This is a genomic window from Pseudomonas sp. S07E 245, from assembly GCF_019599025.1.
Taxonomy (GTDB): domain Bacteria; phylum Pseudomonadota; class Gammaproteobacteria; order Pseudomonadales; family Pseudomonadaceae; genus Aquipseudomonas; species Aquipseudomonas shirazensis.
In genome coordinates, this window is sequence record NZ_CP080625.1 from 1,933,083 (window position 1) to 1,957,765 (window position 24,683).

Here is a 24,683-nt window from a genome sequence, read left to right on the forward strand (position 1 = left end):
GCGGTCGGTGGGTTCGTGCAGATCAGGCCGGCGGCGCGGGCCAGTCGATAGTGGCCGGGTAACCTGGCTGGTCAGGCAGACGGTTCAGCGCTACGCGGTAGCGCTTCCATTGCTTCAGTGCAGCGGCTTCAGCTTCGGTCGCATCTTCGAGGTCGACAGCATCCTGCAGGGGCGCAATGGTGGAGTCGGCCACGACGCGACGTTGAGCTATCTCAGCCATCACCGCGGCAAGCAACTGCTCGGCCGCAGCATGAGCCTTCTGCTCTGCAGTGATGACCTTGGACCAATCGATATTACTCATCAGTGGGAACCTCGGTCAGTGGCAGCGCTGGCTGCAGGTTGTAGATTGGCAGAGTGATGGGACCGCTTCGGGAAACAATCATCGGCTCCGGGAAGCGGGTGCTTTCTGGTGCATTTGGACCCCATGGCAGGCGCAGCGTGAGGCGAAGCTCTCCGTTGATGCGACTTACTTCACCAGGGAACCAATCAGACAGCACGGCTCCTTGTGGAAGGGTTTCACCCTCGCCCAAAGGGCTGAAATCAAATGCCTCGCCTTGGACGTAGAGCACGTCGCCGTTGCTGGCCAGAGTGAGCTCTTCGTCCATGCGCACTGGTAAAAGACTAATGATCATTAGTACCACCGACCGATAGAAAGGAAGTAGAACAGGGGAACGACGCTGCCTGCAGGCGTTGCGCTACCTGCTGCTGTTCGATAAAGGAATGACATGTTGGTGGTGCTTACCCCTGAATCATAGGGGTAGAGCAAGAACGATGCACCGCCAGACGTGAGCATCCCAAAGGTTACTGGTGCCGACGCAAAGGCGATGGGGTGCGGGGTGGTGATTTGGCCGCCCGAGCCAGCCGTTGTCATACCGGCGCGCGTGCCCCAGGTCACCAGGGTGCCATCCGCAAGCTTGACGTATTCGCCATTGGCGCTACTGCCGCGCTCGATGATGGCGCCAGTCGAAATTCCGCCACTTTGGCTGACAGAACCGACGACATCTGCCACGGCTGCAGCTTTTAGCTGAAGCGCGCTGCGAGCGGCCGCAGGCGTTGTGCCGCCCGTACCCCCTTGAGCTATGCTCAGCGCAGTAGTGAGACCAGTGAGCGATGTGATGTCCCCGTTCACCCCGCGCCCAGCCGCCCCAATATTCTGCAAAAGCCCCGGAACAGTCGTAGCCCCGCCGAATAGTGCCAGAGTGTCGCCGAACTGGGTTACCAACTGCCGCAGCCGGTCTGCCGACTCTTTGACGTACCCCTGCATGGGCGCCAGCCCGTACGTACCTGCCGCAACGGTTGCACCCAGATACGCTGGGAGGATGCTGATCACGGTCGCGCTCGCGATGTTGGTCACCTCATACCAGCGACCATCCGGCCCCTGAAATGCGTCACCGACGCGAGAGTTCGCAGGGAAGTTGGTGCCGGTACCGGTCACCGTTGTTTGGCCAGCCGTGATCGCGACTGTGCCTACTCTGTACCAGGGCATATGTTGCTCCGATTTAATTGAATGGAAACGGGAGGTTGTCCGTGCGTATTACAAGCGCTTCCGGGTATCTATCCGTGGGTATGCTGTAGTAGGCGTTGTAGGTAAATTGCGCACCCCAGTACATAGTTGTCCGGGCTGCGTCACATGACATGAAGTAGATCCCCCCATCAGCTCCGTAGGCACCATCCATATGCGCCTGCTGATTTCCGCGCGCTGGGAATGTTCCTCCAGCAGACATGCTGTCCATCGCTGCCTGACCGAAACTTCTGGAGAACGTAGTCGCCGTCGCGAACTCTCCCGAGCCAATAGGGATGAACACCCTGGAAACGCAGTAATAGACCCCTGAGTTGATGAAGCGCGTGGCAAGCCTGGATGCCCCAGCGAAAGGGACGCTGTAGGTGGCCACTCCGCCTGCCGAGACCGGCGACGGAGGGGCGGGAGCCTTGATAGTCGACACAATGTTGAGCGGCACTTGGAGGGAGTTGAAGGTCAGAACCTCATCAACCTCCCGGAAGCACTTCATACCCGCACCGAAGAGCGTGTTCCTCATGGTGTCGAAGTAATAAAACTTGGTCGATGGACTCGCGCCAATGTAATAAAACGTCGTGGTATTTCCAGTCTTCGACGAGCCGCACGATATACCTGACCCCACGATAAACACTATCGGCGCCACCGCGCCGTCGACACTGAATCCATGCATGGCGTCGACGACAGACGATTCGCTGTAGCTTGACCCCGAATTCGGCGGCAAGTTTGCCGATCTATATTCGAGGCGAGGCCAACTGAGCAGATAGCTCATATACCCGCTCTTCAGCAAACCGTAAGTGATTTTCTCTGTGTCAAAAAGGAGAGAGCCATCCTTCTTCCATACCTTCATGCCTGCAGACATCAGTGATACCCGTAGTGGATTCGGCAGTTGAGCGAATAGAACCCCCACCCGCTCGCGTAGGAGTACTGCCAAGAAAGTGTTGCCGTTGACGCTCCGATGGTGAGCGTTACCCCTGGACGCTTCCCGAGGTACTTGCTCTGTGCCGACAGCTCAGTGATGGCGTAGAACAGCTCTTTGCCAGGCGGAGCAAGCGGGATCACAAGCGAACCATTGCCTGCTCCGGTGTCGACATAGCCCTCCATCTGGCTGATTGAGCTCGTCATGTCGAGCAAAAGCAGGGCGCTGGGGTCCCACGCCTTCATCCCTGCGCTCATACGTTCACACCCAGATCGATCGCTAGATTGCCGTTGGCGTGGTAAATGCGGATCCGCTGGTTAGTGATGGTCAGCCTCCCCTGCCCAGCCACCGTGCCGTTGATTTCAAGCGTTCCGCTCTTGTTCAGGATCCAGCCCTGCTGCCCCGCCACATAGTTGGTCGAGCTGATGAAGCTGCCGATCTTGGCATTGGTGATCGTCCCGTCAGCGATGAACGCCTCGTTGATGAACACCTGCCCGCCCTGCACCGCGAATGGCGAGGCCAGCACGCCATTGATGCCATTGACCACGGCGAACCGGTCTGCCGACACCAGGAACTGGCTCTGCAAACCTGCTGGGCCATTCTCGATGCCAAGGCCGATGCCGGCGGAGACGTACTGGCCTTGGGCGTTGAGCTGCATCTTGACCGCCCACATGGTGCTGGCCTTGCCGTCGAGCGTGGCTTGAGCCTGGCTGACGGTTTGCACGGCAGCATTGGTATCGGCGATCGACACCTCTAGCGTCTCGGACCGGCGCGCCAGGACGTCGACCGCAGTTGCCCGCACCTTCGACTCGTCGGCGATCTTCGCAGTGCTTTCCCATGACTTGAGCGCGCCGGCCAGATCGCCTTCGCCATTGTCGTCACGCTCGCCCTGAGGAGAGGTGAACGAAGCCTCCATGATGCCGAGGCGTTCACCGAGCGATTCATCACCAGTTACTCGAGCCAGCTCTTCCTCGCTGATCGCCGTCTCAGCATCATCAACTCTCGCGTTAACCGTCTGCAGCCGTGAAGCTGTGGACGCCTCATTGTCGGTGACCGTCTTCTCCAACTGCGAGATACCAGCCGTGTTGCTGCCGACCTTGGTATTGACGTCGGTGAACCTGCTTGCCGTCGCCTGCTCGTTGGTGACGACCGTCTGCTCAAGGCTCCGAATGCTGCCGGTGTTCTCACCGACACGCGCCTCGACCGTGACCATACGACTGGCCATCGCTTCGTTCTGAGTTGCCCTGGTGCGCGACTCTTCCGAGACCTTGGCAAGCGTGCTCCAACCCCGCATCGCATCGGCAAGGTCACCCTCACCATTGTCATCGCGGTAGGCGGACTGCACGGCCTGCAACATGGCCGCTGTCACAGTGACCTTGCCGTCCACCGTAGCGATGTCCGTGGTGTTCTTGGCCACGGCCTGCGCCAACCCATTGGCCGTCGCGGCTATGCTGCCGATATCGACCCAGTAGGTCGGGTTCGGCGGAGCATTGCTGCCGTCGGCTGCAGCCGGCACTGGCACGATGGCCATGTACAGGCGCCGACCACTGCGCACTGCGTCATCCTTGGCGTAAGCGTTGGCTGGCACGTACTCGAGAGGGTCGGTCAGCTCGGTGATCAGCTCCTCGAGCTCCTGCTTCGCTTCGTTGATCCGGTCATTGACCGAGCCAGGGAAGTCGCCGGAGATCTTCTCGATTTCCTTCAGCAGCTCCTGGCCAAGTTCGCTCTCGGTCACCTGGCCACTGATCAGCTCCAACACTGGGCTGGCATCAGATCCAGACTGGCCCAGCACGCCGCCGCCAGCCGGGTACCACGGGCCAATATTGCCAGTCCGGTCCACCAGGCGCGCCCAGAAGAAGAAAGACACCCCAGCCCTCAGGCCCTGCATCACGTACTCAGCCTGCGGATAGGCCAGGTCGGCAAGCTTTGTTGCCGTCTCCAAGCTGTTGCTCTGGCTGTACCAGAGTTCAGTGCGCTGGGTGTCTTCGGCACCTGGGGGGATACCCCACCTGATAGCGATGCTGAGCAGGAGTGATTCGGCAGCCAGGAAGGTGACCGAGGGCGGCGCACCATCCTTTCCTTTCAGCTCCGTCAGCATCGAATCCCGCCAGATCGACGTGATATCGAATGCGCTCACCGCCCGCACGCGCGCCAGGTAGGCGCCAGCGTAGATGCCAGTGATGTCGACGGATGTTGCGCCGACGCGCTGCAAACGGATCCAGTTGCCGTTGTCCTTGCGCCACTCAACGTCATAGGCGACCGCGCCCTCGACAGCTGGCCACTCGATCGTCATGGTGCTGACCGCAATGCCTTGGTCAATCGCATACCCGGAGGTAAGGGTAACGCTGGCTGGAGGTGGCACCGTGGTGATCGGGATGACGCTGATCGGCCGCTCTTCCAGCTTGGCGCCATTGTCGATCGCCGCGAACTTGCTCGGGTTGAACTCCAGCGCGGTGAACTCGTATTCGCCCTCGGTCGTGCGCTTGCGCTTGAGCACGCGGAACAGTTGCACCGCCAGGTCGCTGTAATCGATCGCCCACTGCAACTGCGGTTCGGGCTGCAGGGTGTATGCGGTGGTCACCGTCACGGTGCGGCCAGCCACCGACTGCACGGTCCTGGCCTGCGCGGTACCGTTTGGCAGGTTAACGATCAGGCGGTCACCTGCCTTCACCGGCGTGTCACGGTCCAGTGTCACGGTGCGGCCCGCAGCGGCGGATATCCTGCCACCATTCGGCCTGCCTGCGACCAGCTCATCAGCAACCGGGATGACATAGCCCGGGAGAACATTCGCCCCTTCCATGCCGGTCTTGAAGGTAACGGTCCGGTCTTGGTTGTTGCTCAGCAGTGCCCACTTGCCACGGCGCTGCGCTTCACTCGCCCGCGTGCAGCCAATCGCTGAGATCTCGATGGGGCGATCCCGGTACCGGCGCTGCAGCGCGTTGTCGGTCACCGGGATCACGTCGGTGTCGTAGTTGTTGGCCGGGTTGTCGTAGCTGATCAGCGCTCGGCTGTAGTGGGTGTCCCGACCGGCCCCGCCGTACACGAAGTCGCCGTCAATCACGTTCGACCTGGTGAAGGTGTAGTCGATGTCCTGCGCCCGCGGCATATCCGCCTGCATGTACAGAGAGCCCTGCGCCCAATAGACCATCCCACGGTAGATCGCAGAAAGGTCACGCAGCAGCGTCCAGGCCTCAGCCTTGCCCTGCAGGTTCAGGTCGCACAGATAGCGCGGCTCCATCCCGCCCACGCCGTTCGACACCAGCTGATCGCAGTACTGACCGATGCGGTACATCTCCCACTTGTCGACCATCCACGGCTGGATTCTCTTGCCCAGGCCGAAACGATCGTTGACGCACAAGCCGTAGGTGGCCCAAACAGGGTTGTTCGTCCAGGCCTGTTTGAAGGTGCCGTCCCAAACGCCGGTGTAGGTCCGGGTCACGGGGTCGTAATTGCTCGGTACCGGCCAGCGCTGGCCATTGCAGTTGACGGTCACAGCCGGGATATTCTGGAACTGCTCGGCGTCGAACTCGATGTAGAGCAGCGCGGTGTTGGGATAGCGGATCTTCTGGTCGATGATCTCGGTGTAGCCCGCGATGGTCATCGTGTCGGCGATCAGGCCATCGTTTGCATTGGGCGTGATCCGGCGCACCCGAAAGGACCACCCTGAAGTGGCCGGCGGGAGGATGACAGGCTCGGAGCGTTGATAGCCACTCGTGGTCTTGCCATCTACTGCGCCGCGCAGGGACTCGACAAACGCACCACCATCAGTGGCGATATCAATCGCGTACTCGATGCGGTAGCCGTTTGTGTCTCCGCTGCTCTTGTCTTGCTTTGCCAGGCGCGGCCAGGCGAATCGCAGACGCAGCCTGGAAAGCTGGATGTTGCTCAGCGCTCTCGTGAAGGGATTATCGCTGCGCAGCTCGACGTTGACCGTGGTCTCGTTCTCGATCGACGGGATGCCCTTGATGTACTCCTGCTCGACACTGCCTGGCCGCCACTCCCACTTCACGCCCGGAAAGTTGAGGTTGCCGCTGGCGTCCATGATCGGCGTGTTGTCGAGGTAGATGTCCCGCGCGGTCGGCGTCCCATCGAACTCTCCCTCTCCCACCGCCAGCAGTATCTTGGCAATGTTGGTCGAGCGCAGGCTGTCCGGCGCCTCTACCGGGGTTTTCGGCTTCTTCTCGCCACCTTTTTCCCCGGCAATCACCAGGTGAGCTGCTGCGCCCATGCTTTCCTCCAGGCGTAAAAAAACCGCTCGAGGCGGCTGTGGTTGTTCGTGCTGGCTGCTACGCCTTGTCTTGGGCGTAGATCGAGGCAGAAATGATCGCCCCACCCCAGCGGCGCCTGCCGATGCAGATCGGTACCGGATTGCCGCTGGCGGTGGTGTTCTTGGCAGAGCCGAAAGCGTATGAGGGCATGTTCGCGGGGCTGCCACTCTGGGAAAGGCCCTTGGCTTGGGGGCTGAGCATCTGAATGACGCCACCGACTGCCATAGATCCGCCGCCCATCCCTACAGCCAAAGCGGTTGCAGCTGACCATCCCAGTGGGTTCCACCAAGCTAGTGCAACGATCACCACACCGATGATGGTCTGCAATAGCCCCGCACGCTTGCTGCCGGCGATCACAGGTGCGATTCGAATATCCCCAGTGCCTCCAAAGCTCAGCTCTTTCTCTTCCAGATTTCTGCTGCCACGGAAGATCGCGAACTCGATGCCCTCTGCTTTCGCATTGGCAAGGAACCGCTCGAAGCCTGGGATTTGGACGCAGAGCGCTTTAATTGCCTCGGCTGGCGACCTCACGGACAGCCTGAAAGATCGCCCAAACTGTCGAAGTTGACCGTACAAAAGAACGGTAGTCATTGGCTGGTACTCGATTGCGAGGGCTGACATCTTTTTCTCCGGACGTAAAAAAACCACCCTAAGGTGGTTGAATTTGTAGCAGGTGCGCCTAGCCGGCACAGGACCTGACAGCATCAGGAACGCGCTCAAGCGGCGACTGCCAAGTTCGATAAAAGTGGTAACTGATTCGAGAGCCGCCCGGGGTCGGCGCGATGTCAACTAGATGAAGTGGGGCCTGCACGTCCGGCGCGAGAACTGAGTAGCGCTCACCAGAGGATTGCAAAACACCACCTACGCTCGCACCCAAGACAGTGGTGTTCTGCCATGCGTCACGGATGCACTCCGCAGCCTGTTTAGGTTGCTTGGAAGACTGCAACACCAGTAACGCAGGGTTGCTCCTCGTATCTCCAACGCTCGCACAACCAGGCAGCATTGCCACTGCAAGCGCAGCTATCAGAATTCGCATGTCATCCCTCCCTCAAAACACAGGACTGTAGCAGCCGGGCTGGCCAAGCATCCAGCGTGGATGAAAGGCCAGTATCACGCCACCACAGCGGCGTAGTAGCGTTGCACCTCCCAATGAACCGCCCCGGTCCGTTGCCGGAAAGCCCATGGACTGGGGTTTCGCCAATACGGCGCATTCGTGACCTGGAGGTCAACGTGACGAGAGAAGTAAGCCAAAGTGAATTCAAGGCATTGGATCTTGCATTCAGATGCCTCGCAGCTAGCCTAAAGCACGCAGGCATACTCGATGAAAATCTGTATGTCATGCGCCTGGAATCGCAAATCCAAGGCGATTATCCTGCGGCCGATAATAAGGAGATCTTCAATCTAGTTCTCCAGAACTATGTTGATGATATTAAGCGGGTAAAGGGCCCCGCCGAATAACCTGCTCAATGAGGGCTGAGAGTTTCTGAACGGCCTCAGCCCTCATTTTTGCCTCATGTTCATAGTTATGTTTAAGCGACTCGCTCACTTTCCATCTCCCTGCGGCCTTGCCGCTTCATTTCGCGTCCCTATGACGCAACACAAGACGAGTCCGGTCGAGCCAAGGCCCGCCGAACACGATGATTTCTGATGGTCTGCCGTAAAGGTGGTGCAGCAGGAACGGGCCTGGCCCGAAAACATCAGCTTGCTCGCCCGGTAGTGCCGGTTCGGTGCCAAGGAAAATGCCCGCGTGGTTCGGGTGCGCGGTTCGGCCCACAGCCATGACGACCATGTCGCCGCGCTGCGGTTGGCTGACCTGGTAGAAGCCTGCGGCTTCGTAGGCCTGCTCGTACAAGCTCGGCCCCTCGGTGCTCTCCCACCAGCCATCCTCACGGACGTAGGGTGGAAACTCCAAACCCCACTCGCGCAGGTACCAATCCGCACAGACCTGCCAGCAATCCCAAGCGCCATGCACGAAGGGCCGGCGCAGCAGCGGTGTTTCGCCCGTTGGGGTGATGGTGCGCAGATCGCCCTCCGGCCAAGACAGGATGTGCCATGGCAGCCCCGTTGCCTCGCACATGGCCAGATCTCGCGGCGACGGCCGACTGGTCGCATCAGGATGCGAGTGCACGATGCCGATCACCTCGCCCTGGTCTTCGGCCTCGGCGTACTGCTCGGGCGCTATCCGAAACTCTTCGGTCGGCTCGGTGGCCACGTTCGTGCACGGGTAGTAGATATGCTTCCGGCCCACTGCCAGCAGCAGCCCACAGCACTCGCGCGGGTACTCCGCCGCGGCGTGCTGCTGCACGGCGGCGAGGATGTGTTTGCGCATGATCAGCTCCTGGCGATCAGGGACACGGCTGGGAAACCGCCGAATGGAATTTGATTGCCTTGGCCGAACCGCACGACGCAGCCCGTATCCAGACAGCCATTGCACTCGTCCTTGGCGGGGTCGTCAGTAGGGTTTCCGTCGAAGTCGTAATAGGGGCCGGTATAACCGCAGTCCGGCCCACGGTAGCCATTGGTCATTGCCCAGTGGCACAGCGTGGTCATCTGGCGCCCGATCGTCTCGCCGCCCACATCGCCGGGGCTGGCCAACTCCCAGGCAACCGTCTGGCCGTTCTCCGAAATTTTCTGATCGATGAACCACACCTCAAGCGCCTCCTCCGCCGGATCGGCCTCAGGGTTTCCCTCGGGGTAGTTGGCGGCGTCCAAATACTGCGCCAGGGTGAGGCGCATGGTTAGCTGGAACTCGAGCAGGTTGTCGAAGGCCAGACACAGCGCCGTGATGCGGCCGTTGACGTTACCCACCGTCAGCGTTGGCCGCACTGCGGTGCCGTCCGAGTTGGCCTCGATGCCATCGATCTGCATTGGCCAGGCTGAATACTCGTTGCCCTGCCACCAGATGGATTTCGCAGGCAGCTGGTCTGCATCAGCACCAGCCGCGGCCAGTTCCTCAGGCGTGTGAGGAATCGCGTGACCGTGGAACCGCAGTATGTCGGCGCCGAAGTCCGAGCCATCCAGCTCAAACAGCAGGATCTCTGCGCCGGGGTCAAGCTTCTGTAATTGGGTGATCAGGCTCATGGCTGGTACGCCCGCTCAAAGGTTGCCGACAGCACCACGACACCGCCTGGTTTGCGCTGCTGTCGGAAGGTCTCACACCGGTACATCCCAAGCACGCCCTCGGGGTTGGTCCACAGAAACGACCTCGCGCCGCGGTGGCGCCGTATGAATGCAAGCGGAGGCCCTACCTCTTCCGCCAGGCCCCCGAACGACAAGGACCAGCTGTCCGTCTCGCCATTGAGCCCGTCGCTCGATACCTGGGCGTAGCCATCGCCGAACTGCGATTTCCTCGTGCGCAAGGTGCTCTCGCCGCCCGCCTCATCGTCAGGCTCCCAAGTGAATGTCTCGATGGCCATTACCGTCTTCCTGTGCTGTTTCGATAACTGAGCCCGCCGGCGCGCCATGACACCGCGATGGCCCGCTCGGCAACGCCCTGCATCTGCTGCTCGAGGTTTTGCTGCAGTGCGGAGCTGTCCAGCTCCATACCGTCCTTGCTCCGATCCTCAAGCGTCACCGCCACGGGCATGTTGAGTTGAAGAACAGTCGAGCCTCCGCCCGCTCCTCCCACCATCTGAACCCCGAGCGATCCATCCGCGCCGCGAGCGAGTGGCATGATTGCCTCCGGCCCGGCCTCGCCAGCAACGCCAAGCCCGCCGTCGGCCATGCTGAAAGGCGTGGGTGTGTTCAGAATGTTATTGGTGCGAAACGCAGCCCCTTTGGCGAACATCTGCACGCCGCCGTTCCAAGCCCCGCCCAGCGCCTGTGGGAAATAAGCGCTGCCGTAGCCGGCTTGTGACGCGCCGAGATTGGAGGATGTGGCCCCAGCTGAGCCAGCCGCCATGCCATTCCCGCCGCCGCTGCCGAAGTAGCTGCCAACCGCAGAGACCCCCAGCCCCACCAGCCCGCTCAGCAGCGAGCTCGCGGCCTGCTGACTGGCGATCCTGGCCATGTCCGAAATGACACTGACGGCGAAGCTCTTGAAGTTGGCCTTGCCCGTCATGGCGAATTCGGCCACGGCATCGCGGGCCGAGTTAAATCCAGCAGTGAGCATGTCATCGGTTGCGCCAGCCACATTAGCGGCATCAGCCTGGATGTTCGCCCAGGCACGCTTGGCGCCGTTGCGATAGTCGCGCTGCGCCTCAAGCCGGGCGTCAAAGCCATCAACCTCCATCTGCAGCTCGCGGGCCTGGTAGTCAGACAGATCCGCCAGGCGCTGCTGGTAGGCCTCCTGGCTCAACCGGCGCGACACATCTTCCTGCTGCTCTTCGAGTTGCCGGCGAGACTCGGCGTACTTCTGGCGAACCGCGTTCAGCCGGTCGGCCTGCTCGCGCTCGTCGTCGCCCATACCCACACCAGCAACGTCCGCGCTGATTGCGTCCTGCCGTGTCTGCAGCACGATCTCCATGGCCTTGCGGTATGCATCGGCGCTGTTGCGGCGCAGCTCGGCGAGCTTCTTTTCTTCCTCGGTGCGCTTCTGGATTATCGGATCGGCGTAGGCCGTGTTGAGATTCTTGATGCCGAGTTCCATCTCGGCGCCCGTGATCTTGCCGGCAGCCTGAGCCTTGCGCAGCCCCTGCACGCCTTCCGACAGATCGGTCAGCCGCTTCTTCTCCGGCAGCGCGCGGTCGATGATCGAATCAAGGGCTTTGATCTCGTCCTTGAGCGCCTTGGTGCGATCCTTCGTGCCTTCGGTGGCATCCTTGTTGGCCTTCTTCTGCGACTCGATCGCGCTGGCTGCCGAGAGGATCGCCTGCCGATCCGTCTCGGTGAGTTCGGCATTGTCGGCGATGTGGCGGTTGGCGATCTTCATCGCGTCGCCGTTGTCCTGCAGGCCGGCCAGCTGCTTCTGCAGCGTCTCCAGGTATGTCTGCCCGGCGGTGCTCATGCCTGCCTTGGCCGCGTTGTTCGCCTGGGTGGCCGAGGTGTTCTGCTCGGTGACGCCGGTCAGCACCCGCAGCGTCTCGGCGATCAGGTTGGTGCGCTGATCAGCGTCACTGACGGCGCCCGCCTGGGTGATCCACTGCTGCACCGTGGACGCAGGCAGTTGCAGGCGCGCTGCTACCTCCTGAAGTACAGGCGACAGGCCTTGGCCCGAGGCACGCGCTTCGTTGAGCCGATCAATCAAACCCTGGTATTCAGCCAGCTGTCGGTTGTACTGACCGCCGGAGTCGCGCACAGGTGCGGTCACCACGGCGGAGCGAATGGACTGGGCCAGGTCGCCGTAAGCATCCTTGACCTTGTCAGCGGCGTTGACCTGTTCCTGCTGCCACTTCACCAGCGAGGCTTCGCGCTGGTCCTTGTTGAGCTTGGCGAACTCCTCGCGCAGCTGGGCGACTGGCTTCTGCAGCTCGTCGAGGCTGACCCCGGCTTTGTCTGCGTTGTCTCTCAGCAGCAGGAAGCTTGCCGCGGCGGTGCCGGCCATCAGCGCCAGGCCCATTGGCCCGCCGAGCGCCGCGAGCAGCCCGCCGGTTGATGCGCGCATCAGGTTGGTCTGGGCGATCGCCAGTGCGTCGGTGGACGCCTTGAGCGCAGCCTGCCGGGGAATCAGTTGTGTCTGGACCAGTGACAGCCGCTGCAGGCCGGTCGCGGCTGCCACGGATGCCTGGGCCTGCTGGACCTGCGCTTGTGCGTAGATCCGCTGCGCGTCGGCGGCACGCAGTGCTGCCTGGGCGTTCTGGATCTCGGCTGCGCGCTGGGCCAGCGCGGCTTTGATGGCCATGCCTGCCTTGGCCACGTACAGCGTCAGAGCGGCGGCGCCCGCACCGCCCATAGCGACGGCCACCAGGTCGACGTTATCAGCCAACGCAATCAGGATGCTCGATAGACCTGCAACAGCGCCGGTCTGCTCCTCCATGCCGCCCAAGAACGTCTGAATGGCGTTGCTGATGTTTACCAGTGCATCCTGCACGCTGGTGGACATATCCGCTGCAGCCTTGCGGTTTACATCCACCGTGCGCAGAAGGCCGGTGTTGATCGCCTCCAGAGACAGCTTGCCCTCAACGCCCAGCTTGCGCACTTCGTCAGCGCTTTTGCCGGTGGCATTGGCGATGGCATCGACGATCGTCGGCATGGCGCCCTGAATAGCCACCCAGCCATCGGCCTCGACCTTGCCGGTTTGCAACGCCTTCGAGTAAGCATCGAGCGCGGAACCTGCCTTGTCAGCCGCCGCAGCGTTGGTCACCAGCAGGAAGCTGAAGCTATCGGTGATGTCGAGCGTCTGCTGCGTATTGAAGCCCAGACCGCGCATCACGCCGGCGGTGCGGATGTAGAGCTCTTGGGCCTCCGCCAAAGGGCGGTAAGTATCATTCGCAGTTTGCAGCAGGTGCTCCTGCACCAGTTGATACTCGGTGGCACTGCCAGCAGCAGCCTTCATGCGGTCGGACATCTGCCCGTAGGCGTCGACCTGCTTGATGATGCCGCCAATGAGGCCAGCGCCCGCCACGGCAGCGAATGCGCCGCGCATGAGCACGCCAGCGCCCTGCGCTGCAGCCCCAGCCCTGTCGAATGCCGTGTCGACTGTCGCCAGGTTGCGGTCGATCGCCTGGGTGCTGCGCGCCACCACCTGGTCAGCGGTCGCTAGTTCCCGGCGCAGCTGGGCTGTAGTCGCCTCGATCTGAACCAGCATCCCCTGGACTTGTTGGTCGGCCATGCATTTCTCCAAGCACAAAAAAGCCGCTCTAAGGCGGCTACTTACTCTTCCCGGCGACCGCGGAAGAAGGACTTCAATTTATCCGCAACGCTTCCCTGCTTCCGGGGTGCTGCGGTTCGCCCCTGCGGCTGGCCCTGCCCGCGACCCGTCCAGTCAAGGCGTGCATCGAGCGCCAGCATGATCTGCGGTATCGGGGCGTTCCAGGCAGTGTCAGGCGGCCAACCAAGCCAGCCGGTGGCCACGCCGAACAGATAGTCGACGTAGCTGCCGTTTTTCACTGCGCTGTGCTGTCCGCCTCTTGCTTTCCCCGGGCAGCAACGCTCGGCGGAACAGGGTTGAGCAGAACGGTAATGAACGCGGTCAGCTCGGCTGACACCTTTGCAACACCGGTTTGGAACACGCCAGTGGCCACCTCGGTGTGCTGGCTCTGCTGCAGACCGGCGCCGGCGACGATGATGTCGGCGCTGGCACCGATGCTCATCAAGCGCATGGCTTCCAGTGCCCCGCGCAGGCCACCGAAGCGGGTTTCGATCAGCAGCGCTGCCTCAAGGGTCGGGCGCAGGATGTAGGTTCGCGCGCCGATAACCAGGGTCACGGTGCCGTGCAGTGCTTCGCTCATGGAGTGGTCTCAGCAGGAGAAGGGGCCGCAGCCCCATCGATCAAGGAACGGCAGGGCCGGCGACGATTTCGAGGATGTCGGTGTTGATCGCGAGCGTCACGTTGCGGCGCACGACATTGTCAGCTGCACCAGGTGCGACGGTGTTGTTCATCACCTTCACGCCGTAGTAGAACGTCGTCGGCAGAATCGGAGGAGTAGCGCCGGGATCGCCGTCGTTCAGCGTGACCTTGATGTTGTAGTTGCCCTTGGTGCGGTCCTTGTGCGCGACTGCGACCGCCTTCTGCCCAGCGTCGCCGTTATCCAGACCGACAGTCACGGTCATGTTGCCGGCATCGGCAGTGCCCTTGTACTTGCGCACACGGCCATCGCTCAGCGCAGTGAAGTTCACAGCGCTGAAGGTGTCGCCGAACTCGCCAAGGTCTTCGATCTCGCCAACATCGACGTAGGTGTCGGCCTTGTATCCAGCTTCGGTGTCAGCCGCCAGCTTGCTACCGATAGCGAGTCGGCAGCCGGCGGCTGTGTTGAGGTTGTCTTCGGCCATGGGGGTTCCTCCAAGGGCACATTGGATAAAGCCGCAGCGCGGCCGGAAATTGGATTTAGTGCGTAGTGATGACGCGGACCGTGATCGATCCTTGGTAGGTGATGCCGTCCGCGTCGCGCTGGGCATCGGCCTGCTCGACCCGAACAGAAACAGCGCGACCCACAGCCAGCGGCAATCGGCGCTCGTCCAGCGCCGCAATGACTTCGCCGTTGATGCGCTTCACCTCAGCCTGGCCGACCGCGTCAGACCAGACCGACAGGTACACCATGCGCGTCTCGCGCTTGCGACCGGAGATCGGGCTGCTGTTCGCGGAAATCTCGCGGTCGATCGACACATAGGGCATGGCCGCATTGAGCGGCGCACCGTCGTAGATCGGGCAGCTGACCTCGGCCTGTAGCCTGGCGAATATCGCCTCCTGCAACGCAAGTGATGGATCAGACATTGCCTGCACCTTTACTGGCCTTGATCAGCGTTCGGCTAACTGCCGCCTCGATCTCTGCCATGACAAACTCGCGGTTGACCTGCAGCGCTGGGCGCAGCCATGGATGCGCTGGCCGGGCGGGGATGTCGGGGAATTTGCCGAAGAAGTGCGCGCCATCAGACTTGTTCTTTACGTCACGCTGCCGGATACCGTTGCGCCGCCCACTCAGCTGACTCGTGTCTCGATTTTTGGCGTGTTGGCCACCTATCGCATTGATGTCTGCGCGGCGGTACATGGAGCCGGAGTAGCCTTTGGTGCCGTACTCGATGAAGCGCATGTAGAAGAATTGCTTGTTAATGCCTTTGCCGCGCAGCCCGATCTCGGCGTCCAGGCCACTTTTCGACACGAACGCGGTCAATGCACCTGCTGCTGCGCCTGTGTCCTTGGGAATCAACTGCTGCATGGTACCGAGGATGCGGTCGGCGCACTTCTGCATGGTCGGTCGCAGCTCGTTGTCCATGGTGGTGTGGATATTGCGGAGCGTGCGGCGCAGATTAAAGTCGCCGCGCAACCTAGAGCGACGGGCCATGGCCTACTCCTTGACCGAATCGACCTTGCCTGGTTTGGCTGCCTTGTCCGCGACTGCGGGGCTCTCGACGACTTCTTCGGCATAGCCGCGGGCAATCAGGCCAGCGCCATGCGCTTTCTCGACGACAAATTCTTCACCCTTCTCGCGGTCGCCAGACGCGCCGGAGAGGATGCCAAGTGCACGAACTTTCATGGTCCACCTCATGGGTTTGGTACGGATGAGCACAGTAGGCGCAGCATGTCGCCTTCGTTATTAAGGAGCGCGGCCTCGACCCTGTAGGTCTGACCGGTGCGCTTGCGTGTAAGCCTCCAGCCTGCGGATACATCAGTGCGTGGGTGAAGCCGGATCTCGGCAGTCACGGTGGCCTTTAGCTGCTCAGCCACCGGCATGATGCGGCCTGTCGGCAGCGTCACTTCTGCGAAGATCTCAGCCACTTCAACCCAGACCTCATCGAAGCCTCCAGTTCTGTTCTGAACCCGCTCTGCTTTCGAAAGACGGCACCTGTGCCGCAACGGACCGGCCCTCATATTCCCCACCCGATTCGGTGAGGCGTTAGAAGCGAAAGCGATGCCATAGGAATAGCAGCGGCGATCGTCCCGGTCACAACGTCCTCGCGATTGGCGTACAAGTGGCCCAGGATCAGCAGGCAGGCGGCTCGGATAGCCGGGTTGATCAGGATTGGAGCCGCGCCCGCCAAGCCTGCTGATTGGGCCTCACCTAGCGCTTCCTCGTCGGCAAAAAACTGGCGATTCAGATAATCCGATGCTTTGCGCTCAGCGGCATCCAGCAGCATCTCCAGATATTCATCATCATCTTCTGGGTCACGGAGGTGATGACGAGCGATTGCCATGCTGATGACGGGCACGGTTTACTCCTCCAGCGGTTTTAACGATGCCAGTTTGCGCTGCACCAGGTCCTCGCCGTGTCGGCGTGGCACCGAATACGATGGACCGCCACGACGACGCAACTCATCTGCGTCCATGTAAGAGCGCATCGGGTAGATCTGAATTGTCGGCGCATTGGGATTGCCCGCCGGCTGGGTCTCGGCAATGCCATCCTTGTCGTCGTTCTGCGCATCAGCGGCTTGCTCTGCAGCGAGTTCAGGCAAGTGCGCATCTGCACCGTCAGGCTGCGAACCATCGGTAGCAGCAGGTGCTCCAACAGAATCGCTGAGCTGCACACCAATCACCGGGGCATCCTGCGATGCCTCTAGAGGAGCAGGACCATCCGAACGGTGATCAGCAGGTGCATTTACCGCCTCAGTCGCCTCGCTCAGGATCACGGGTGATTCAAGCACGGCCGGTACAGGCGAGGGATTGGCCGCAGGATCTTGAGCAGGGTCCCGCTCGGCCGCTATCTCATCGGCGGGTGCTGGTGTTGCCTTGGTGCGTGCCATAGTAATTCTCCAGCTGGGCGCCATTACTGGCGCCGCTTGGTGATGGGATCACGGAGTGCCAGTAAGCGGGCCGGTCACAAACGCTTCGTCGCGGTAGATGGCGAATGCCAGTCGCTCCTCAGCGCGGATTGTCGCCATGTTGTTTTCGAAGTCCTTGTCGTTCTCAGTCGAGATCAACACCTCGATTTCCATGCGATCAAAGATCTGCGCGCCAAGCTTGAATGCACCGACGAGGAAATCGTCTTGCGTCATGGCCTGGGTCGAAACCACCGGACGATTCCACAGACGAGGATTGGTGCCCTCCTGCGGCTGGCCGATGATGTAACGCCCTTCCCCGTCCTTGGTCAGCTCAATCGCCGCCCAATCGATAGGGTTGAGCACGATTCCGTCAGATGGGAATTCGGCCAGCTCGGCCTGCAGCAGCGCAAGGCGCAGACGGTCGATACGCTGCTCGCCCACAACAGCGACGCCGGCAGGTGCGGCGTAAAGTTGAGCGACGGTCATCAGGCCTTGTAGGTTCGCGCCGGCGCCGTTGCCGTAGAGCAACTGAGCCTCTTCCGCCATGGTCAGGCCGTAGCGTGCGCGTGCGTCGATATAGCTCTGCAGTGCCTTCGCGTCGTCCAGCATCTGGCGGCTCGCCTTAAACAGGTGAGCAATTGTGCGAACGTTTGCGGTGGCCAGCGCGAAGGTCAGGTCGGAATATGGCTTGGCGGTGGTTTCAGCCACGGTCCGAGCGTTGTTGGTGAAGCCGGTCTCACGGATGTACTCGATGGAGTTCGATTCCGTGGTGCCCGGGGCTACCAGGTCACGAATGGTCAGTCGACGCGGCGGCGGAGCAACAATGCCCGCCAGGCGCTGAGCTGGCACCAGGTCGCCACCGGACGCGGTGGTAATTGCAGCGCGAGGTACGGAGACACGACGCGAGCCGCGGAAAGACGAGTTCATGTCCTTCATTTCATCGCTGCCGATCACCAGCGCACCCACCGACTGCTGAGGCTCTTCCTGGTGACCGCGATCACGGTTGGCGTTCACAAGCTTTTGTTCCGCCTCGCCCAGACGCGCCTGAAGCTCGCCCTGCTTGGTCAACAGCTCGTCCACTTTGGCGCGAGTTTCGGTGTTCATTTCGCCCGAGGCCTTTATCTGCTTTTCGGTAGCTTCGGCCTGGGCTTTGATCTGATCGCCGATGCCTTTCAGGCTGGCGTTGAGTTCTTTGACTTGGGATTCGAAATCCATGGTCATTTTCCTTGCAGAGATTTGAGAAGGTTTGTTGCCGCGCTCAGTGAGGCGGAGAGGTCTGGCGCGACAGCGCTGGGCTTGTCGGTCGAGGTAGCGTCGCGCGTACCCCCGCCAGCAGCGCGAGGCATGCTGGACTTGAAACTGGCGAACAACTCGCGGCGCTCTGAGCGAGGCATGCCTGCCTTGGCCAGTGCTACGTCCATTGCTTTCAGAGCGTTGTTCTGGGCGGCCTCTTCGGTTTCGCGCTCTGTGATCTCGCTGGACGAAAGCAGCCCGGTGGCCAACCCGAGCTCTACGGCGCGCTTACCACGAATGTAGGTTTCGTCGTCCATCAGTTCGGCCATGTCCGCCATCGACTGGCCGCTGGTTTCGGCATAGAGGTCGGCCATTGCTGCGTCGAACTCCTCCATGTCAGCGGCGATGTCGCGCAGGTAGTGGCGATTACCTGCAAGCCAGGTCCAGCAGTTGTGAATCATCAGGAATGCGCTGCTGGCTACCTCTCGCTTGCTGCCTGCGAGAAAGACGATCGACGCGGCACTGGCCGCCATACCAAGCACCTTGGTGGTGACCTGATGACTGTGCTCGCGCAGGCGGTGATAAATTGCGATGCCTTCGAACATGTCGCCGCCTGGCGAGTTGATGTAGACGGTCACGTCCCGCTCGCCGATGGCACGCAATGCGGCATCGATACGCTTCAGAGTGACCCCCTCGCCATACCAGTCCTCGCCAATCACGCCGTACACCGTGATGGTGTCCGAGGTGCTCTCAACGGCCGCCTGAATCGCGGGGTTCCATTTATCGAGCGCGCGCGGGCTCATCTCGCTGCGCAGGCCGCGAGACTGGATCTTGTGTTTCATGGATTACTCCCGAGAGGTGCTATCCGGCTCTTGCAGCCAGTTCATCAGGGCGGCTCGAACAGCTTGCCCATCGTTTTGCTTGCCCAGCTGATCCAGCGGTACCAGGTTCGATTGCACGGTGAGCACGTCCCCGCCGGGCTTGCTCGGCAGGTTCTCTTTGCTCCTGCCCTCGTTGCGCGTGTAGAAGCCGTTCTGCGCCATCGTTGCGAGATAACTTGCACGCCCCGAGCTGTCAGCCCGCAGGAACGCTTCAAGCGAGAACTCCGAATAGAAGTTGATCCGGTCTACTGCGGTCATGCAGCGTTTGTTCACGCACTGCTCGATCGGTGCTGTGTAGGACATGATGCAGTAGGTCAGGAAGGCGATCTGCTGCTGCTCAAGACCCGTACCCCAGTTGCTGCCCTTGTCGGTCTTCATGACCATCCAGGGCGGCACGCCGAACCAGCGGCAGATTTCCTCGATGCTGTGGCCGCGCGACTCGAGCAATTGAGCGTCGGCAGGGTTGATGCCAATCATCTCTGGCTTAACGCCTTGCTCAAGCACCGGGCTTCGACCTGCATTCAGGGCGCCTGATACGGTCTGGACATACTCGCGAAACTCGGCACGCTGTGCAGGGTTGAGCGTCTTGTCCACCGAGAACGCAACGGTAGGCATCATGCCGTTCTTGAACGTGTTGTTGGCCGCATCGTCAGCAGACATCGCGGACCCGAAGACATCGGCTCCGTACCTGATGGCAGACAACCCGACGCGGCCATCCAAGGTGAACGCGGGAATATGCAGCATGTCCTGCGGCTGGATCTCGCGGCGAGCGCCTTTGCGCGGCCTGAACCAGTACCTCAGACGGCCATCATCGTCATATTCCGGGTCAACCCGCGATGGCATCAGAAAATCCAGCGCAATGACGCGGCCAGCGGAGCGATGGATTTCGCAGTAAGCATTGCCCCATAACAACATGGACGAGACTACCGACTGCCAGAAGTGGAACGCTGCCATGTCCTCATTCGGGCTGGTGTGCACTACGTCGTACAGCGGAAAGTCCCGAGCGCTCTCTCGGCTGCCGTCAGGCATGCGCTTGTAGATGCTCAGCGGTAGACCGGCGACTGAAGTGGAGATGATCCGCACGCACGCCCACACAGTCGAGAGACGCATGGCCTTATCGACGGTGACGGCTTTACCACTGCTCGATTGCACCCCCGAGAAGCTGCTCCAGAAACCGCCATCCGAAAGACGAATCTTCTTGCCGACCCACTCCCCCATACTCGCGCTGGGCTTTACCGCTGCAGCGCCCAGCGCTTGCGACAGTGTCTTAACCATCGGTGAGTCCTCGGCGGATAAAGGCGGCGATACAGAAAAAGCTGACAGCGCCCGTCAGCAGCGCCCAGCCTGTGCCGGCCAGCATCCAGACGCCTGCACAGGCTAGACAGAAGGCAACTAGGGCACTGGCGATGAAGTAGTGGAATGCGCTCATGCGATCAATGGATCCCGAATGCCAGCCATGAAGTTGTCCATTCCACCTTGGCCCGCAGGATTCAGGGCCATCAGTGTCACGGCGTTGAACAGCGCCATCAGCGGGTCAATCTTCGCTGAGCCGCTTGCTTGCTTTGTAATCAGAATGGAGTTGCCGCGGGGCTCAACCTTCGCGTTACCGCAGCACCAGGCCATCATCGGCTGACCACCGTGCAGCAAGGTGCCTTCGGCCAGTTTTCGCTCAGCCGTTTTGATTGCACCGCCAAGCCGCCAACCTTGCGAGATACCGTCAATCTTCTCGCGCGGGATGCCTGCAAATTCGAGTGCATCTAGGATCGCACCCACCCCCGCCGGGTCGAGGCCGACCTTATCCAGCAGCCCAGAGACCTCAACCTGTGAGACAAGCTCGGCAACTTCATCAATGTCGTTGCCGATCCTCTCAACCAGCCGAAGGTGGCCGTCATTGGCGAAGTCGCGGATACGAGGTGCCTCAGCCTTGCGGCGCTCCAGCACTGAGGGGTGAGCCCATGCGCGGGTCCACACCAGCCAGCGGCGAGTTTCACGCTCCCGGCCCACGGCGGCGAACCCCAGCAGGTCGTCAAGCCCGCCCCCGTCGACGCCAATGTCGATGACCTCGCAGCGCGCTATCAGATCTTCAAGCGTTTTGCAGAGGTCCGAGCTTTGCTGCTCCCAAAAATCAGCGCCTGCCCAGCGGTCAGACAGAAGCGCCAGGCCGATCTCGACGTTGAGGTGCTTGGCCAGGAACCCGCGAAACGACTCCTCCCCATCCATCTGCGCTTGGGCGTAACCGCGTTCGATGAAAGGCTCATCAACCGAAAGCCCCAGATTTGGGTTGGTGATGTAAGCGTTGCCGACTTCGCGGTGCGCTCCAGCATCGAGCATCGCTTTCGGAAACTCATAGAGAACCGGCAGGAAAGATTTATCGACGATTTCGCCATTTCGGACCTTGCGGGCATACATGAGCTTCTGGCGAAACACACCTGCAGGCGGCGCATCGGACTGGGTGGTGGCCCAAATGATGAACCCTTCAGGCCGTGAAGCGAGGCCGCCGGTGGCTTCGCGAAGCATAGCTTCGGCATTGGCTCGCTTGCCGAACACCCAGAGTTCGTCGATGAATACGCCAATGGCCTTCTTGCCCGACACCGTCTCACTATCCGCTGCCACCACTTTGAGTGTTGCATTGGTCTGATGGTGCGTAACGGTGCGCAGGTGATCCTGGACCTTAAGCAGCGCCGACAGCTCCTCATCCGCCCGAACCATGTCGCGGATTGGGATGTAGGAGTTGTCAGCGATTTCCTTGGTGGGCGCCAGGATGATGAATTCACCTGACGGTCGCCAGTTTAGGATCAGTGCAGTCAGCATGATCCCGGCAGCGATTGTCGACTTGCCGTTTTTCTTGCTGATCAGAAGCATGAATTCGCTGACCAGGCGCCGACCCTCATCTGGGTCGTAAGCACCGAAGATCGCCGCAACGAATTGATTTACCCAGTCGCGCACAGTCTCGGACATCAACGGACTGCCGGTGGCGTCGACCATCCGCAGAGCGCCGAACACCTCAAGTGCCTCCTCAGCTTCCGAGGGGAATAGCGGCTCGAAGGGGATCAGGCTCTGCCGGGCAACAATTCGCTTCTCCCAATCGGGGCATGCGGTTGTCCACTGCATCATTTCACCGACCGAAGCGGGCCGCGCCGCGCGCCGAACTTGCCTGTTGCTGCTTCAGCGGCCTTGTCCTTTGCCTGCTCTTTCTTGCCGCTCTCACCTCTGCGAGGATGAACAAAAGGCATTAGCGCCTTGGCGGCGTCGACGCGCAATTTGGCGTCAGTGCCCAGGTCGTTCATGACCGCAAGCAGGAAGTCTTTCGGGTCTTTGTGCGAGAGCGCAGCTGAGAGATCGAAACCCGCAGGCTGCCACTCCCCCTCCACGCTTCCCGCGTCATTCTCGCCCTCTGGCTTGTCCACCGGAGCGGTGGTAGCCGAGGGCTTTTTGTTAACGCCCGCTTTAACATTTTCTTTAACATCTGACGCTATCAGCCCAAGCGCTTGTAGCTTCTGCAACTCGGCCACTACATCGGGATCCTTCGCGAGCCTGGATCCGGCTGCAGACGCCGTCTTCTCTGAGTAACCGGCGGCGATCGCTGCGTCTTTTTTGGACGCACCTTCCCTCAGCGCAGCGACGAAGGCACGCTTTCGGGATGTTAAAGCCATTTAACAAAAATCCTATGGGGGAAAAAAATCTGTACGTGGGATCGGAGGCGGTCTAGCTAGCTGAGAAATCTTAGCTTTTAACCCCCCTACCCCTTTTGCGGCACGTCACTGGCATGCCTCTTTGTAGCTCCACCGGGTTTCGACGATCCGCAGTCGCCTCAGCTACCCAGCCCCGCAGCCTCCTCGGCCTGCTTGACGGAGTCGTGGCAAGGTTTGCAGAGGCTCTGCCAGTTGGTCTGATCCCAGAAAAGAACCATGTCTCCACGGTGAGCAACGATGTGGTCGACGACTCTGGCCGCAGTTGTGCGGCCGTTCCGCTCGCAGTAGATGCACAGCGGGTTGTCACGCAGGTACTGCTCTCGCGCCTTCTGCCACCGGTAGTCATAGCCACGTTGGGAGCTGGTCATGCCGCTCCGCCAGCTGCCAGGTGTGACCACCTTGACCCGTGACCCTGTGCTCTCCTTGATGCGCGATCCGAGCGTCTTGAGCCTGGCCATCAGCGCACCTCGATCACGGTGCCGCGCTCTATCCAGCGCATCACTCGCCCAAGGTGAGGATCGCGACCAGTCACATGGGACATGAGCAGGACGCCGGCCAGGTAGTACTTCAGCCACCGGCGATGCCGGCAGACGATCGTTGCTGTCACGTGGGGCATTCGCTCACCTCGCGCCACGAAATGGCGCATGTCGATTTCGTGGTGCGGTGCACTTATGCTATGCGCGAAGGAATTACTTCACAGGGATCGGGATGACCAAACTAACCAAAATTCGTATTGCTCTCACGCTTGGTGCGCTCGCCGGAATCGCTCCAGTGACTTTAATCTTCCTCTGGGGACTACTCTTTTTGGTCATAGCCATCGTCTATATGGATAAGCTCGCCTTGCCAGTGACGATAATCGCCATTTCTGTGCCGAGCCTATGGGGGTGCTGGAAAGCCTATGCAGCAGCGATGGCGAGCAAACCCAAGCATCCACGTGACTGGCGGGTTATCGCCTCTGTGATTTTGGCAACTGTCTGGGCTTTCCCATGCAGCGCGGCAATGAACTGGGATCTTACGATCCTGTTCACATTCCTCATGCCTGGCTTGACCGCCGCGATCATGCTCGGTGTCACCGAGTACCGCGCTCGCAGGGTTGATCAGAACGGTGAGCTTATGGCGATACCCGATTGAGGGCCTCATCAGCCTTGTCTGCCGCCTTGGTTGCAGTGGTCGCCGCCCTGGTCGCTTTCTCGGCTGCCGTGCTGGTCTTGCGGGTCAGCTCATCCAGGCGATGGTCACGCTGCTTGGTAGCCTCGTCGTATGCCTGGCGGATCTGTGCGACCTGTTCGAGGTGTGACGCTGCGAGCGACCACTGACTGAGCTGGAAGCCGAGAAAGCCGCCACCCACAATCAGCAGCAGGGCAAGCAACCAGACCTCGGCGCGGCGCCACCAACGGCGGGCGATGTACTCCAACACGCATCTGTCCATCACGAGACACCTCCAAGCTGCAAGCGGAGCCGCGCAATCTCGGCGCTCTGGGTGGTCACCTTCTCGGTGAGGTTGGCGACCTGAGTCGTCAGCGATTCGATCTTTCCTTCCATCCGGCCAACTGCGGCGGCGAGCTCATTGCGCTCCTTGGCGAACTGGTCCGCACGGGCCTCGGCAAGCTTGCGGGCCTCGCGCTCTGAGTCGAGCAACTCATTAAGGCGGCGCACGGTGCCGATGTCGGCGCTATCCATCGCCCGATCAGCAGCGTCTTTGGAAAGGAAGCGTCGCACCCAGAGGAGCGCGCCAGTGACAACAATGCCGCTACCGCCCAGCCAGGTGGCTGTGCCTGGGCCGAGATCGGTCGGGTCCATCGATGGTCTCCAGAAACAAAAAACCCGGCGCGAAGGCCGGGCTTGAGATGTTTTCGCCAAAGGCGAAATTGTGACGATGGCGAA

The 24,683-nt window shown here is 61.0% G+C and carries 32 protein-coding genes; 2 read left to right on the forward strand and 30 right to left on the reverse strand.

The genetic code is table 11. The features are described from left to right. Nucleotides 1-22: 22 nt before the first annotated feature. The 7 genes from K3F44_RS08685 to K3F44_RS08715 form a co-directional block, all read right to left on the reverse strand. Nucleotides 23-301 (reverse strand): tail fiber assembly protein, encoded by a 279-nt coding sequence (locus K3F44_RS08685; protein ID WP_220633794.1) that lies wholly within the window; start codon nucleotides 299-301, stop codon nucleotides 23-25. Next, nucleotides 294-632: a hypothetical protein gene (locus K3F44_RS08690; protein WP_220633795.1), complete on the reverse strand. Its 339-nt coding sequence runs from the start codon at nucleotides 630-632 to the stop codon at nucleotides 294-296. The genes K3F44_RS08685 and K3F44_RS08690 overlap by 8 nt, the downstream gene beginning before the upstream one ends. After that, the gene (locus K3F44_RS08695) at nucleotides 632-1,435 is read right to left on the reverse strand and encodes a phage tail protein (protein WP_220633796.1); all 804 of its coding nucleotides are present in this window, start codon (nucleotides 1,433-1,435) and stop codon (nucleotides 632-634) included. The genes K3F44_RS08690 and K3F44_RS08695 overlap by 1 nt, the downstream gene beginning before the upstream one ends. A 64-nt stretch (nucleotides 1,436-1,499) precedes the next feature. Then, nucleotides 1,500-2,375, reverse strand: a complete 876-nt coding sequence (locus K3F44_RS08700; protein WP_220633797.1) for a hypothetical protein — start codon at nucleotides 2,373-2,375, stop codon at nucleotides 1,500-1,502. After that, a complete protein-coding gene (locus K3F44_RS08705) occupies nucleotides 2,375-2,689 on the reverse strand; it encodes a hypothetical protein (RefSeq protein WP_259407047.1) in 315 nt (104 codons plus the stop codon). Before K3F44_RS08705 ends, K3F44_RS08700 begins: the two co-directional genes overlap by 1 nt. Beyond that, nucleotides 2,686-6,660 carry a phage tail protein gene (locus K3F44_RS08710; protein ID WP_220633798.1) on the reverse strand — a complete coding sequence of 1,325 codons (3,975 nt, stop codon included), beginning with the start codon at nucleotides 6,658-6,660 and terminating at the stop codon, nucleotides 2,686-2,688. Before K3F44_RS08710 ends, K3F44_RS08705 begins: the two co-directional genes overlap by 4 nt. A 58-nt stretch (nucleotides 6,661-6,718) precedes the next feature. Further along, nucleotides 6,719-7,321: a tail assembly protein gene (locus K3F44_RS08715; protein WP_220633799.1), complete on the reverse strand. Its 603-nt coding sequence runs from the start codon at nucleotides 7,319-7,321 to the stop codon at nucleotides 6,719-6,721. 609 nt (nucleotides 7,322-7,930) lie between these two features. On the opposite strand from K3F44_RS08715, the gene K3F44_RS08720 reads away from it, so the two are divergent. Beyond that, nucleotides 7,931-8,158 (forward strand): hypothetical protein, encoded by a 228-nt coding sequence (locus K3F44_RS08720; protein WP_220633800.1) that lies wholly within the window; start codon nucleotides 7,931-7,933, stop codon nucleotides 8,156-8,158. Between the two features lie 115 nt (nucleotides 8,159-8,273). Here K3F44_RS08720 and K3F44_RS08725 read toward each other — a convergent pair whose 3' ends face one another. The 21 genes from K3F44_RS08725 to K3F44_RS08825 form a co-directional block, all read right to left on the reverse strand. Beyond that, nucleotides 8,274-9,029, reverse strand: coding sequence for a C40 family peptidase (locus K3F44_RS08725; RefSeq protein WP_220633801.1), 756 nt, complete (start codon nucleotides 9,027-9,029; stop codon nucleotides 8,274-8,276). A gap of 2 nt (nucleotides 9,030-9,031) precedes the next feature. After that, entirely contained in the window at nucleotides 9,032-9,781 is a 750-nt protein-coding gene (locus tag K3F44_RS08730; protein WP_220633802.1) for a phage minor tail protein L, read from the reverse strand. Beyond that, nucleotides 9,778-10,116 (reverse strand): phage tail protein, encoded by a 339-nt coding sequence (locus K3F44_RS08735; protein WP_150568995.1) that lies wholly within the window; start codon nucleotides 10,114-10,116, stop codon nucleotides 9,778-9,780. The genes K3F44_RS08730 and K3F44_RS08735 overlap by 4 nt, the downstream gene beginning before the upstream one ends. Beyond that, nucleotides 10,116-13,409, reverse strand: coding sequence for a phage tail tape measure protein (locus tag K3F44_RS08740; RefSeq protein ID WP_220633803.1), 3,294 nt, complete (start codon nucleotides 13,407-13,409; stop codon nucleotides 10,116-10,118). The genes K3F44_RS08735 and K3F44_RS08740 overlap by 1 nt, the downstream gene beginning before the upstream one ends. Before the next feature lie 41 nt (nucleotides 13,410-13,450). Beyond that, entirely contained in the window at nucleotides 13,451-13,687 is a 237-nt protein-coding gene (locus K3F44_RS08745; RefSeq protein ID WP_220633804.1) for a hypothetical protein, read from the reverse strand. Beyond that, entirely contained in the window at nucleotides 13,684-14,028 is a 345-nt protein-coding gene (locus tag K3F44_RS08750) for a hypothetical protein (protein WP_220633805.1), read from the reverse strand. Before K3F44_RS08750 ends, K3F44_RS08745 begins: the two co-directional genes overlap by 4 nt. A gap of 40 nt (nucleotides 14,029-14,068) precedes the next feature. Further along, a complete protein-coding gene (locus tag K3F44_RS08755; RefSeq protein WP_220633806.1) occupies nucleotides 14,069-14,569 on the reverse strand; it encodes a phage tail protein in 501 nt (166 codons plus the stop codon). Between the two features lie 55 nt (nucleotides 14,570-14,624). Further along, the gene (locus K3F44_RS08760; RefSeq protein ID WP_220633807.1) at nucleotides 14,625-15,011 is read right to left on the reverse strand and encodes a DUF3168 domain-containing protein; all 387 of its coding nucleotides are present in this window, start codon (nucleotides 15,009-15,011) and stop codon (nucleotides 14,625-14,627) included. Further along, nucleotides 15,004-15,579, reverse strand: a complete 576-nt coding sequence (locus tag K3F44_RS08765) for an HK97-gp10 family putative phage morphogenesis protein (protein ID WP_220633808.1) — start codon at nucleotides 15,577-15,579, stop codon at nucleotides 15,004-15,006. The genes K3F44_RS08760 and K3F44_RS08765 overlap by 8 nt, the downstream gene beginning before the upstream one ends. A gap of 3 nt (nucleotides 15,580-15,582) precedes the next feature. Further along, a complete protein-coding gene (locus tag K3F44_RS08770; RefSeq protein ID WP_220633809.1) occupies nucleotides 15,583-15,771 on the reverse strand; it encodes a hypothetical protein in 189 nt (62 codons plus the stop codon). Between the two features lie 8 nt (nucleotides 15,772-15,779). Further along, the gene (locus K3F44_RS08775; RefSeq protein WP_220633810.1) at nucleotides 15,780-16,106 is read right to left on the reverse strand and encodes a phage head closure protein; all 327 of its coding nucleotides are present in this window, start codon (nucleotides 16,104-16,106) and stop codon (nucleotides 15,780-15,782) included. Next, nucleotides 16,103-16,444, reverse strand: a complete 342-nt coding sequence (locus tag K3F44_RS08780) for a head-tail connector protein (RefSeq protein WP_220633811.1) — start codon at nucleotides 16,442-16,444, stop codon at nucleotides 16,103-16,105. The genes K3F44_RS08775 and K3F44_RS08780 overlap by 4 nt, the downstream gene beginning before the upstream one ends. A gap of 3 nt (nucleotides 16,445-16,447) precedes the next feature. Further along, the gene (locus tag K3F44_RS08785) at nucleotides 16,448-16,975 is read right to left on the reverse strand and encodes a hypothetical protein (protein ID WP_220633812.1); all 528 of its coding nucleotides are present in this window, start codon (nucleotides 16,973-16,975) and stop codon (nucleotides 16,448-16,450) included. A 48-nt stretch (nucleotides 16,976-17,023) separates the two neighbouring features. Continuing rightward, entirely contained in the window at nucleotides 17,024-18,208 is a 1,185-nt protein-coding gene (locus K3F44_RS08790) for a phage major capsid protein (RefSeq protein WP_220633813.1), read from the reverse strand. A gap of 2 nt (nucleotides 18,209-18,210) precedes the next feature. Then, entirely contained in the window at nucleotides 18,211-19,068 is an 858-nt protein-coding gene (locus K3F44_RS08795; RefSeq protein ID WP_220633814.1) for a head maturation protease, ClpP-related, read from the reverse strand. 3 nt (nucleotides 19,069-19,071) lie between these two features. Further along, nucleotides 19,072-20,382 (reverse strand): phage portal protein, encoded by a 1,311-nt coding sequence (locus tag K3F44_RS08800; protein ID WP_220633815.1) that lies wholly within the window; start codon nucleotides 20,380-20,382, stop codon nucleotides 19,072-19,074. Beyond that, nucleotides 20,375-20,536 (reverse strand): hypothetical protein, encoded by a 162-nt coding sequence (locus K3F44_RS08805; protein ID WP_191622731.1) that lies wholly within the window; start codon nucleotides 20,534-20,536, stop codon nucleotides 20,375-20,377. Before K3F44_RS08805 ends, K3F44_RS08800 begins: the two co-directional genes overlap by 8 nt. After that, nucleotides 20,533-22,221 (reverse strand): terminase large subunit, encoded by a 1,689-nt coding sequence (locus K3F44_RS08810; protein ID WP_220633816.1) that lies wholly within the window; start codon nucleotides 22,219-22,221, stop codon nucleotides 20,533-20,535. The genes K3F44_RS08805 and K3F44_RS08810 overlap by 4 nt, the downstream gene beginning before the upstream one ends. After that, complete coding sequence (locus tag K3F44_RS08815) at nucleotides 22,218-22,760, reverse strand: terminase small subunit (protein ID WP_220633817.1); 543 nt, start codon at nucleotides 22,758-22,760, stop codon at nucleotides 22,218-22,220. Before K3F44_RS08815 ends, K3F44_RS08810 begins: the two co-directional genes overlap by 4 nt. Nucleotides 22,761-22,918: 158 nt before the next feature. Then, the gene (locus K3F44_RS08820; RefSeq protein ID WP_150568980.1) at nucleotides 22,919-23,257 is read right to left on the reverse strand and encodes an HNH endonuclease; all 339 of its coding nucleotides are present in this window, start codon (nucleotides 23,255-23,257) and stop codon (nucleotides 22,919-22,921) included. Beyond that, nucleotides 23,257-23,415, reverse strand: a complete 159-nt coding sequence (locus K3F44_RS08825) for a hypothetical protein (protein ID WP_220633818.1) — start codon at nucleotides 23,413-23,415, stop codon at nucleotides 23,257-23,259. The genes K3F44_RS08820 and K3F44_RS08825 overlap by 1 nt, the downstream gene beginning before the upstream one ends. A gap of 92 nt (nucleotides 23,416-23,507) precedes the next feature. Between K3F44_RS08825 and K3F44_RS08830 the strand changes: the two genes are divergently transcribed. Beyond that, a complete protein-coding gene (locus K3F44_RS08830; protein ID WP_220633819.1) occupies nucleotides 23,508-23,930 on the forward strand; it encodes a hypothetical protein in 423 nt (140 codons plus the stop codon). Here K3F44_RS08830 and K3F44_RS08835 read toward each other — a convergent pair. Both K3F44_RS08835 and K3F44_RS08840 read right to left on the reverse strand, forming a co-directional pair. Then, the gene (locus tag K3F44_RS08835; RefSeq protein ID WP_220633820.1) at nucleotides 23,911-24,228 is read right to left on the reverse strand and encodes a hypothetical protein; all 318 of its coding nucleotides are present in this window, start codon (nucleotides 24,226-24,228) and stop codon (nucleotides 23,911-23,913) included. The two genes, K3F44_RS08830 and K3F44_RS08835, sit on opposite strands and share 20 nt — an antisense overlap. Continuing rightward, nucleotides 24,228-24,599, reverse strand: coding sequence for a DUF3450 domain-containing protein (locus K3F44_RS08840; RefSeq protein ID WP_150568976.1), 372 nt, complete (start codon nucleotides 24,597-24,599; stop codon nucleotides 24,228-24,230). The genes K3F44_RS08835 and K3F44_RS08840 overlap by 1 nt, the downstream gene beginning before the upstream one ends. Between the last annotated feature and the right edge of the window lie 84 nt (nucleotides 24,600-24,683).

Bases quoted from the DNA above. Each gene is read 5' to 3' on its own strand.
- K3F44_RS08710 (WP_220633798.1), bottom strand. From the start codon at position 6,660: ATGGGCGCAGCAGCTCACCTGGTGATTGCCGGGGAAAAAGGTGGCGAG.
- K3F44_RS08770 (WP_220633809.1), bottom strand. From the start codon at position 15,771: ATGAAAGTTCGTGCACTTGGCATCCTCTCCGGCGCGTCTGGCGACCGC.
- K3F44_RS08715 (WP_220633799.1), bottom strand. From the start codon at position 7,321: ATGTCAGCCCTCGCAATCGAGTACCAGCCAATGACTACCGTTCTTTTG.
- K3F44_RS08805 (WP_191622731.1), bottom strand. From the start codon at position 20,536: ATGAGCGCATTCCACTACTTCATCGCCAGTGCCCTAGTTGCCTTCTGT.
- K3F44_RS08730 (WP_220633802.1), bottom strand. From the start codon at position 9,781: ATGAGCCTGATCACCCAATTACAGAAGCTTGACCCCGGCGCAGAGATC.
- K3F44_RS08830 (WP_220633819.1), top strand. From the start codon at position 23,508: ATGACCAAACTAACCAAAATTCGTATTGCTCTCACGCTTGGTGCGCTC.
- K3F44_RS08800 (WP_220633815.1), bottom strand. From the start codon at position 20,382: ATGGTTAAGACACTGTCGCAAGCGCTGGGCGCTGCAGCGGTAAAGCCC.
- K3F44_RS08785 (WP_220633812.1), bottom strand. From the start codon at position 16,975: ATGGCACGCACCAAGGCAACACCAGCACCCGCCGATGAGATAGCGGCC.
- K3F44_RS08765 (WP_220633808.1), bottom strand. From the start codon at position 15,579: ATGGCCCGTCGCTCTAGGTTGCGCGGCGACTTTAATCTGCGCCGCACG.
- K3F44_RS08685 (WP_220633794.1), bottom strand. From the start codon at position 301: ATGAGTAATATCGATTGGTCCAAGGTCATCACTGCAGAGCAGAAGGCT.
- K3F44_RS08825 (WP_220633818.1), bottom strand. From the start codon at position 23,415: ATGCCCCACGTGACAGCAACGATCGTCTGCCGGCATCGCCGGTGGCTG.
- K3F44_RS08840 (WP_150568976.1), bottom strand. From the start codon at position 24,599: ATGGACCCGACCGATCTCGGCCCAGGCACAGCCACCTGGCTGGGCGGT.
- K3F44_RS08750 (WP_220633805.1), bottom strand. From the start codon at position 14,028: ATGAGCGAAGCACTGCACGGCACCGTGACCCTGGTTATCGGCGCGCGA.
- K3F44_RS08755 (WP_220633806.1), bottom strand. From the start codon at position 14,569: ATGGCCGAAGACAACCTCAACACAGCCGCCGGCTGCCGACTCGCTATC.
- K3F44_RS08815 (WP_220633817.1), bottom strand. From the start codon at position 22,760: ATGGCTTTAACATCCCGAAAGCGTGCCTTCGTCGCTGCGCTGAGGGAA.
- K3F44_RS08740 (WP_220633803.1), bottom strand. From the start codon at position 13,409: ATGGCCGACCAACAAGTCCAGGGGATGCTGGTTCAGATCGAGGCGACT.
- K3F44_RS08795 (WP_220633814.1), bottom strand. From the start codon at position 19,068: ATGAAACACAAGATCCAGTCTCGCGGCCTGCGCAGCGAGATGAGCCCG.
- K3F44_RS08760 (WP_220633807.1), bottom strand. From the start codon at position 15,011: ATGTCTGATCCATCACTTGCGTTGCAGGAGGCGATATTCGCCAGGCTA.
- K3F44_RS08690 (WP_220633795.1), bottom strand. From the start codon at position 632: ATGATCATTAGTCTTTTACCAGTGCGCATGGACGAAGAGCTCACTCTG.
- K3F44_RS08790 (WP_220633813.1), bottom strand. From the start codon at position 18,208: ATGGATTTCGAATCCCAAGTCAAAGAACTCAACGCCAGCCTGAAAGGC.
- K3F44_RS08725 (WP_220633801.1), bottom strand. From the start codon at position 9,029: ATGCGCAAACACATCCTCGCCGCCGTGCAGCAGCACGCCGCGGCGGAG.
- K3F44_RS08705 (WP_259407047.1), bottom strand. From the start codon at position 2,689: ATGAGCGCAGGGATGAAGGCGTGGGACCCCAGCGCCCTGCTTTTGCTC.
- K3F44_RS08820 (WP_150568980.1), bottom strand. From the start codon at position 23,257: ATGGCCAGGCTCAAGACGCTCGGATCGCGCATCAAGGAGAGCACAGGG.
- K3F44_RS08775 (WP_220633810.1), bottom strand. From the start codon at position 16,106: ATGAGGGCCGGTCCGTTGCGGCACAGGTGCCGTCTTTCGAAAGCAGAG.
- K3F44_RS08735 (WP_150568995.1), bottom strand. From the start codon at position 10,116: ATGGCCATCGAGACATTCACTTGGGAGCCTGACGATGAGGCGGGCGGC.
- K3F44_RS08810 (WP_220633816.1), bottom strand. From the start codon at position 22,221: ATGATGCAGTGGACAACCGCATGCCCCGATTGGGAGAAGCGAATTGTT.
- K3F44_RS08835 (WP_220633820.1), bottom strand. From the start codon at position 24,228: ATGGACAGATGCGTGTTGGAGTACATCGCCCGCCGTTGGTGGCGCCGC.
- K3F44_RS08700 (WP_220633797.1), bottom strand. From the start codon at position 2,375: ATGTCTGCAGGCATGAAGGTATGGAAGAAGGATGGCTCTCTCCTTTTT.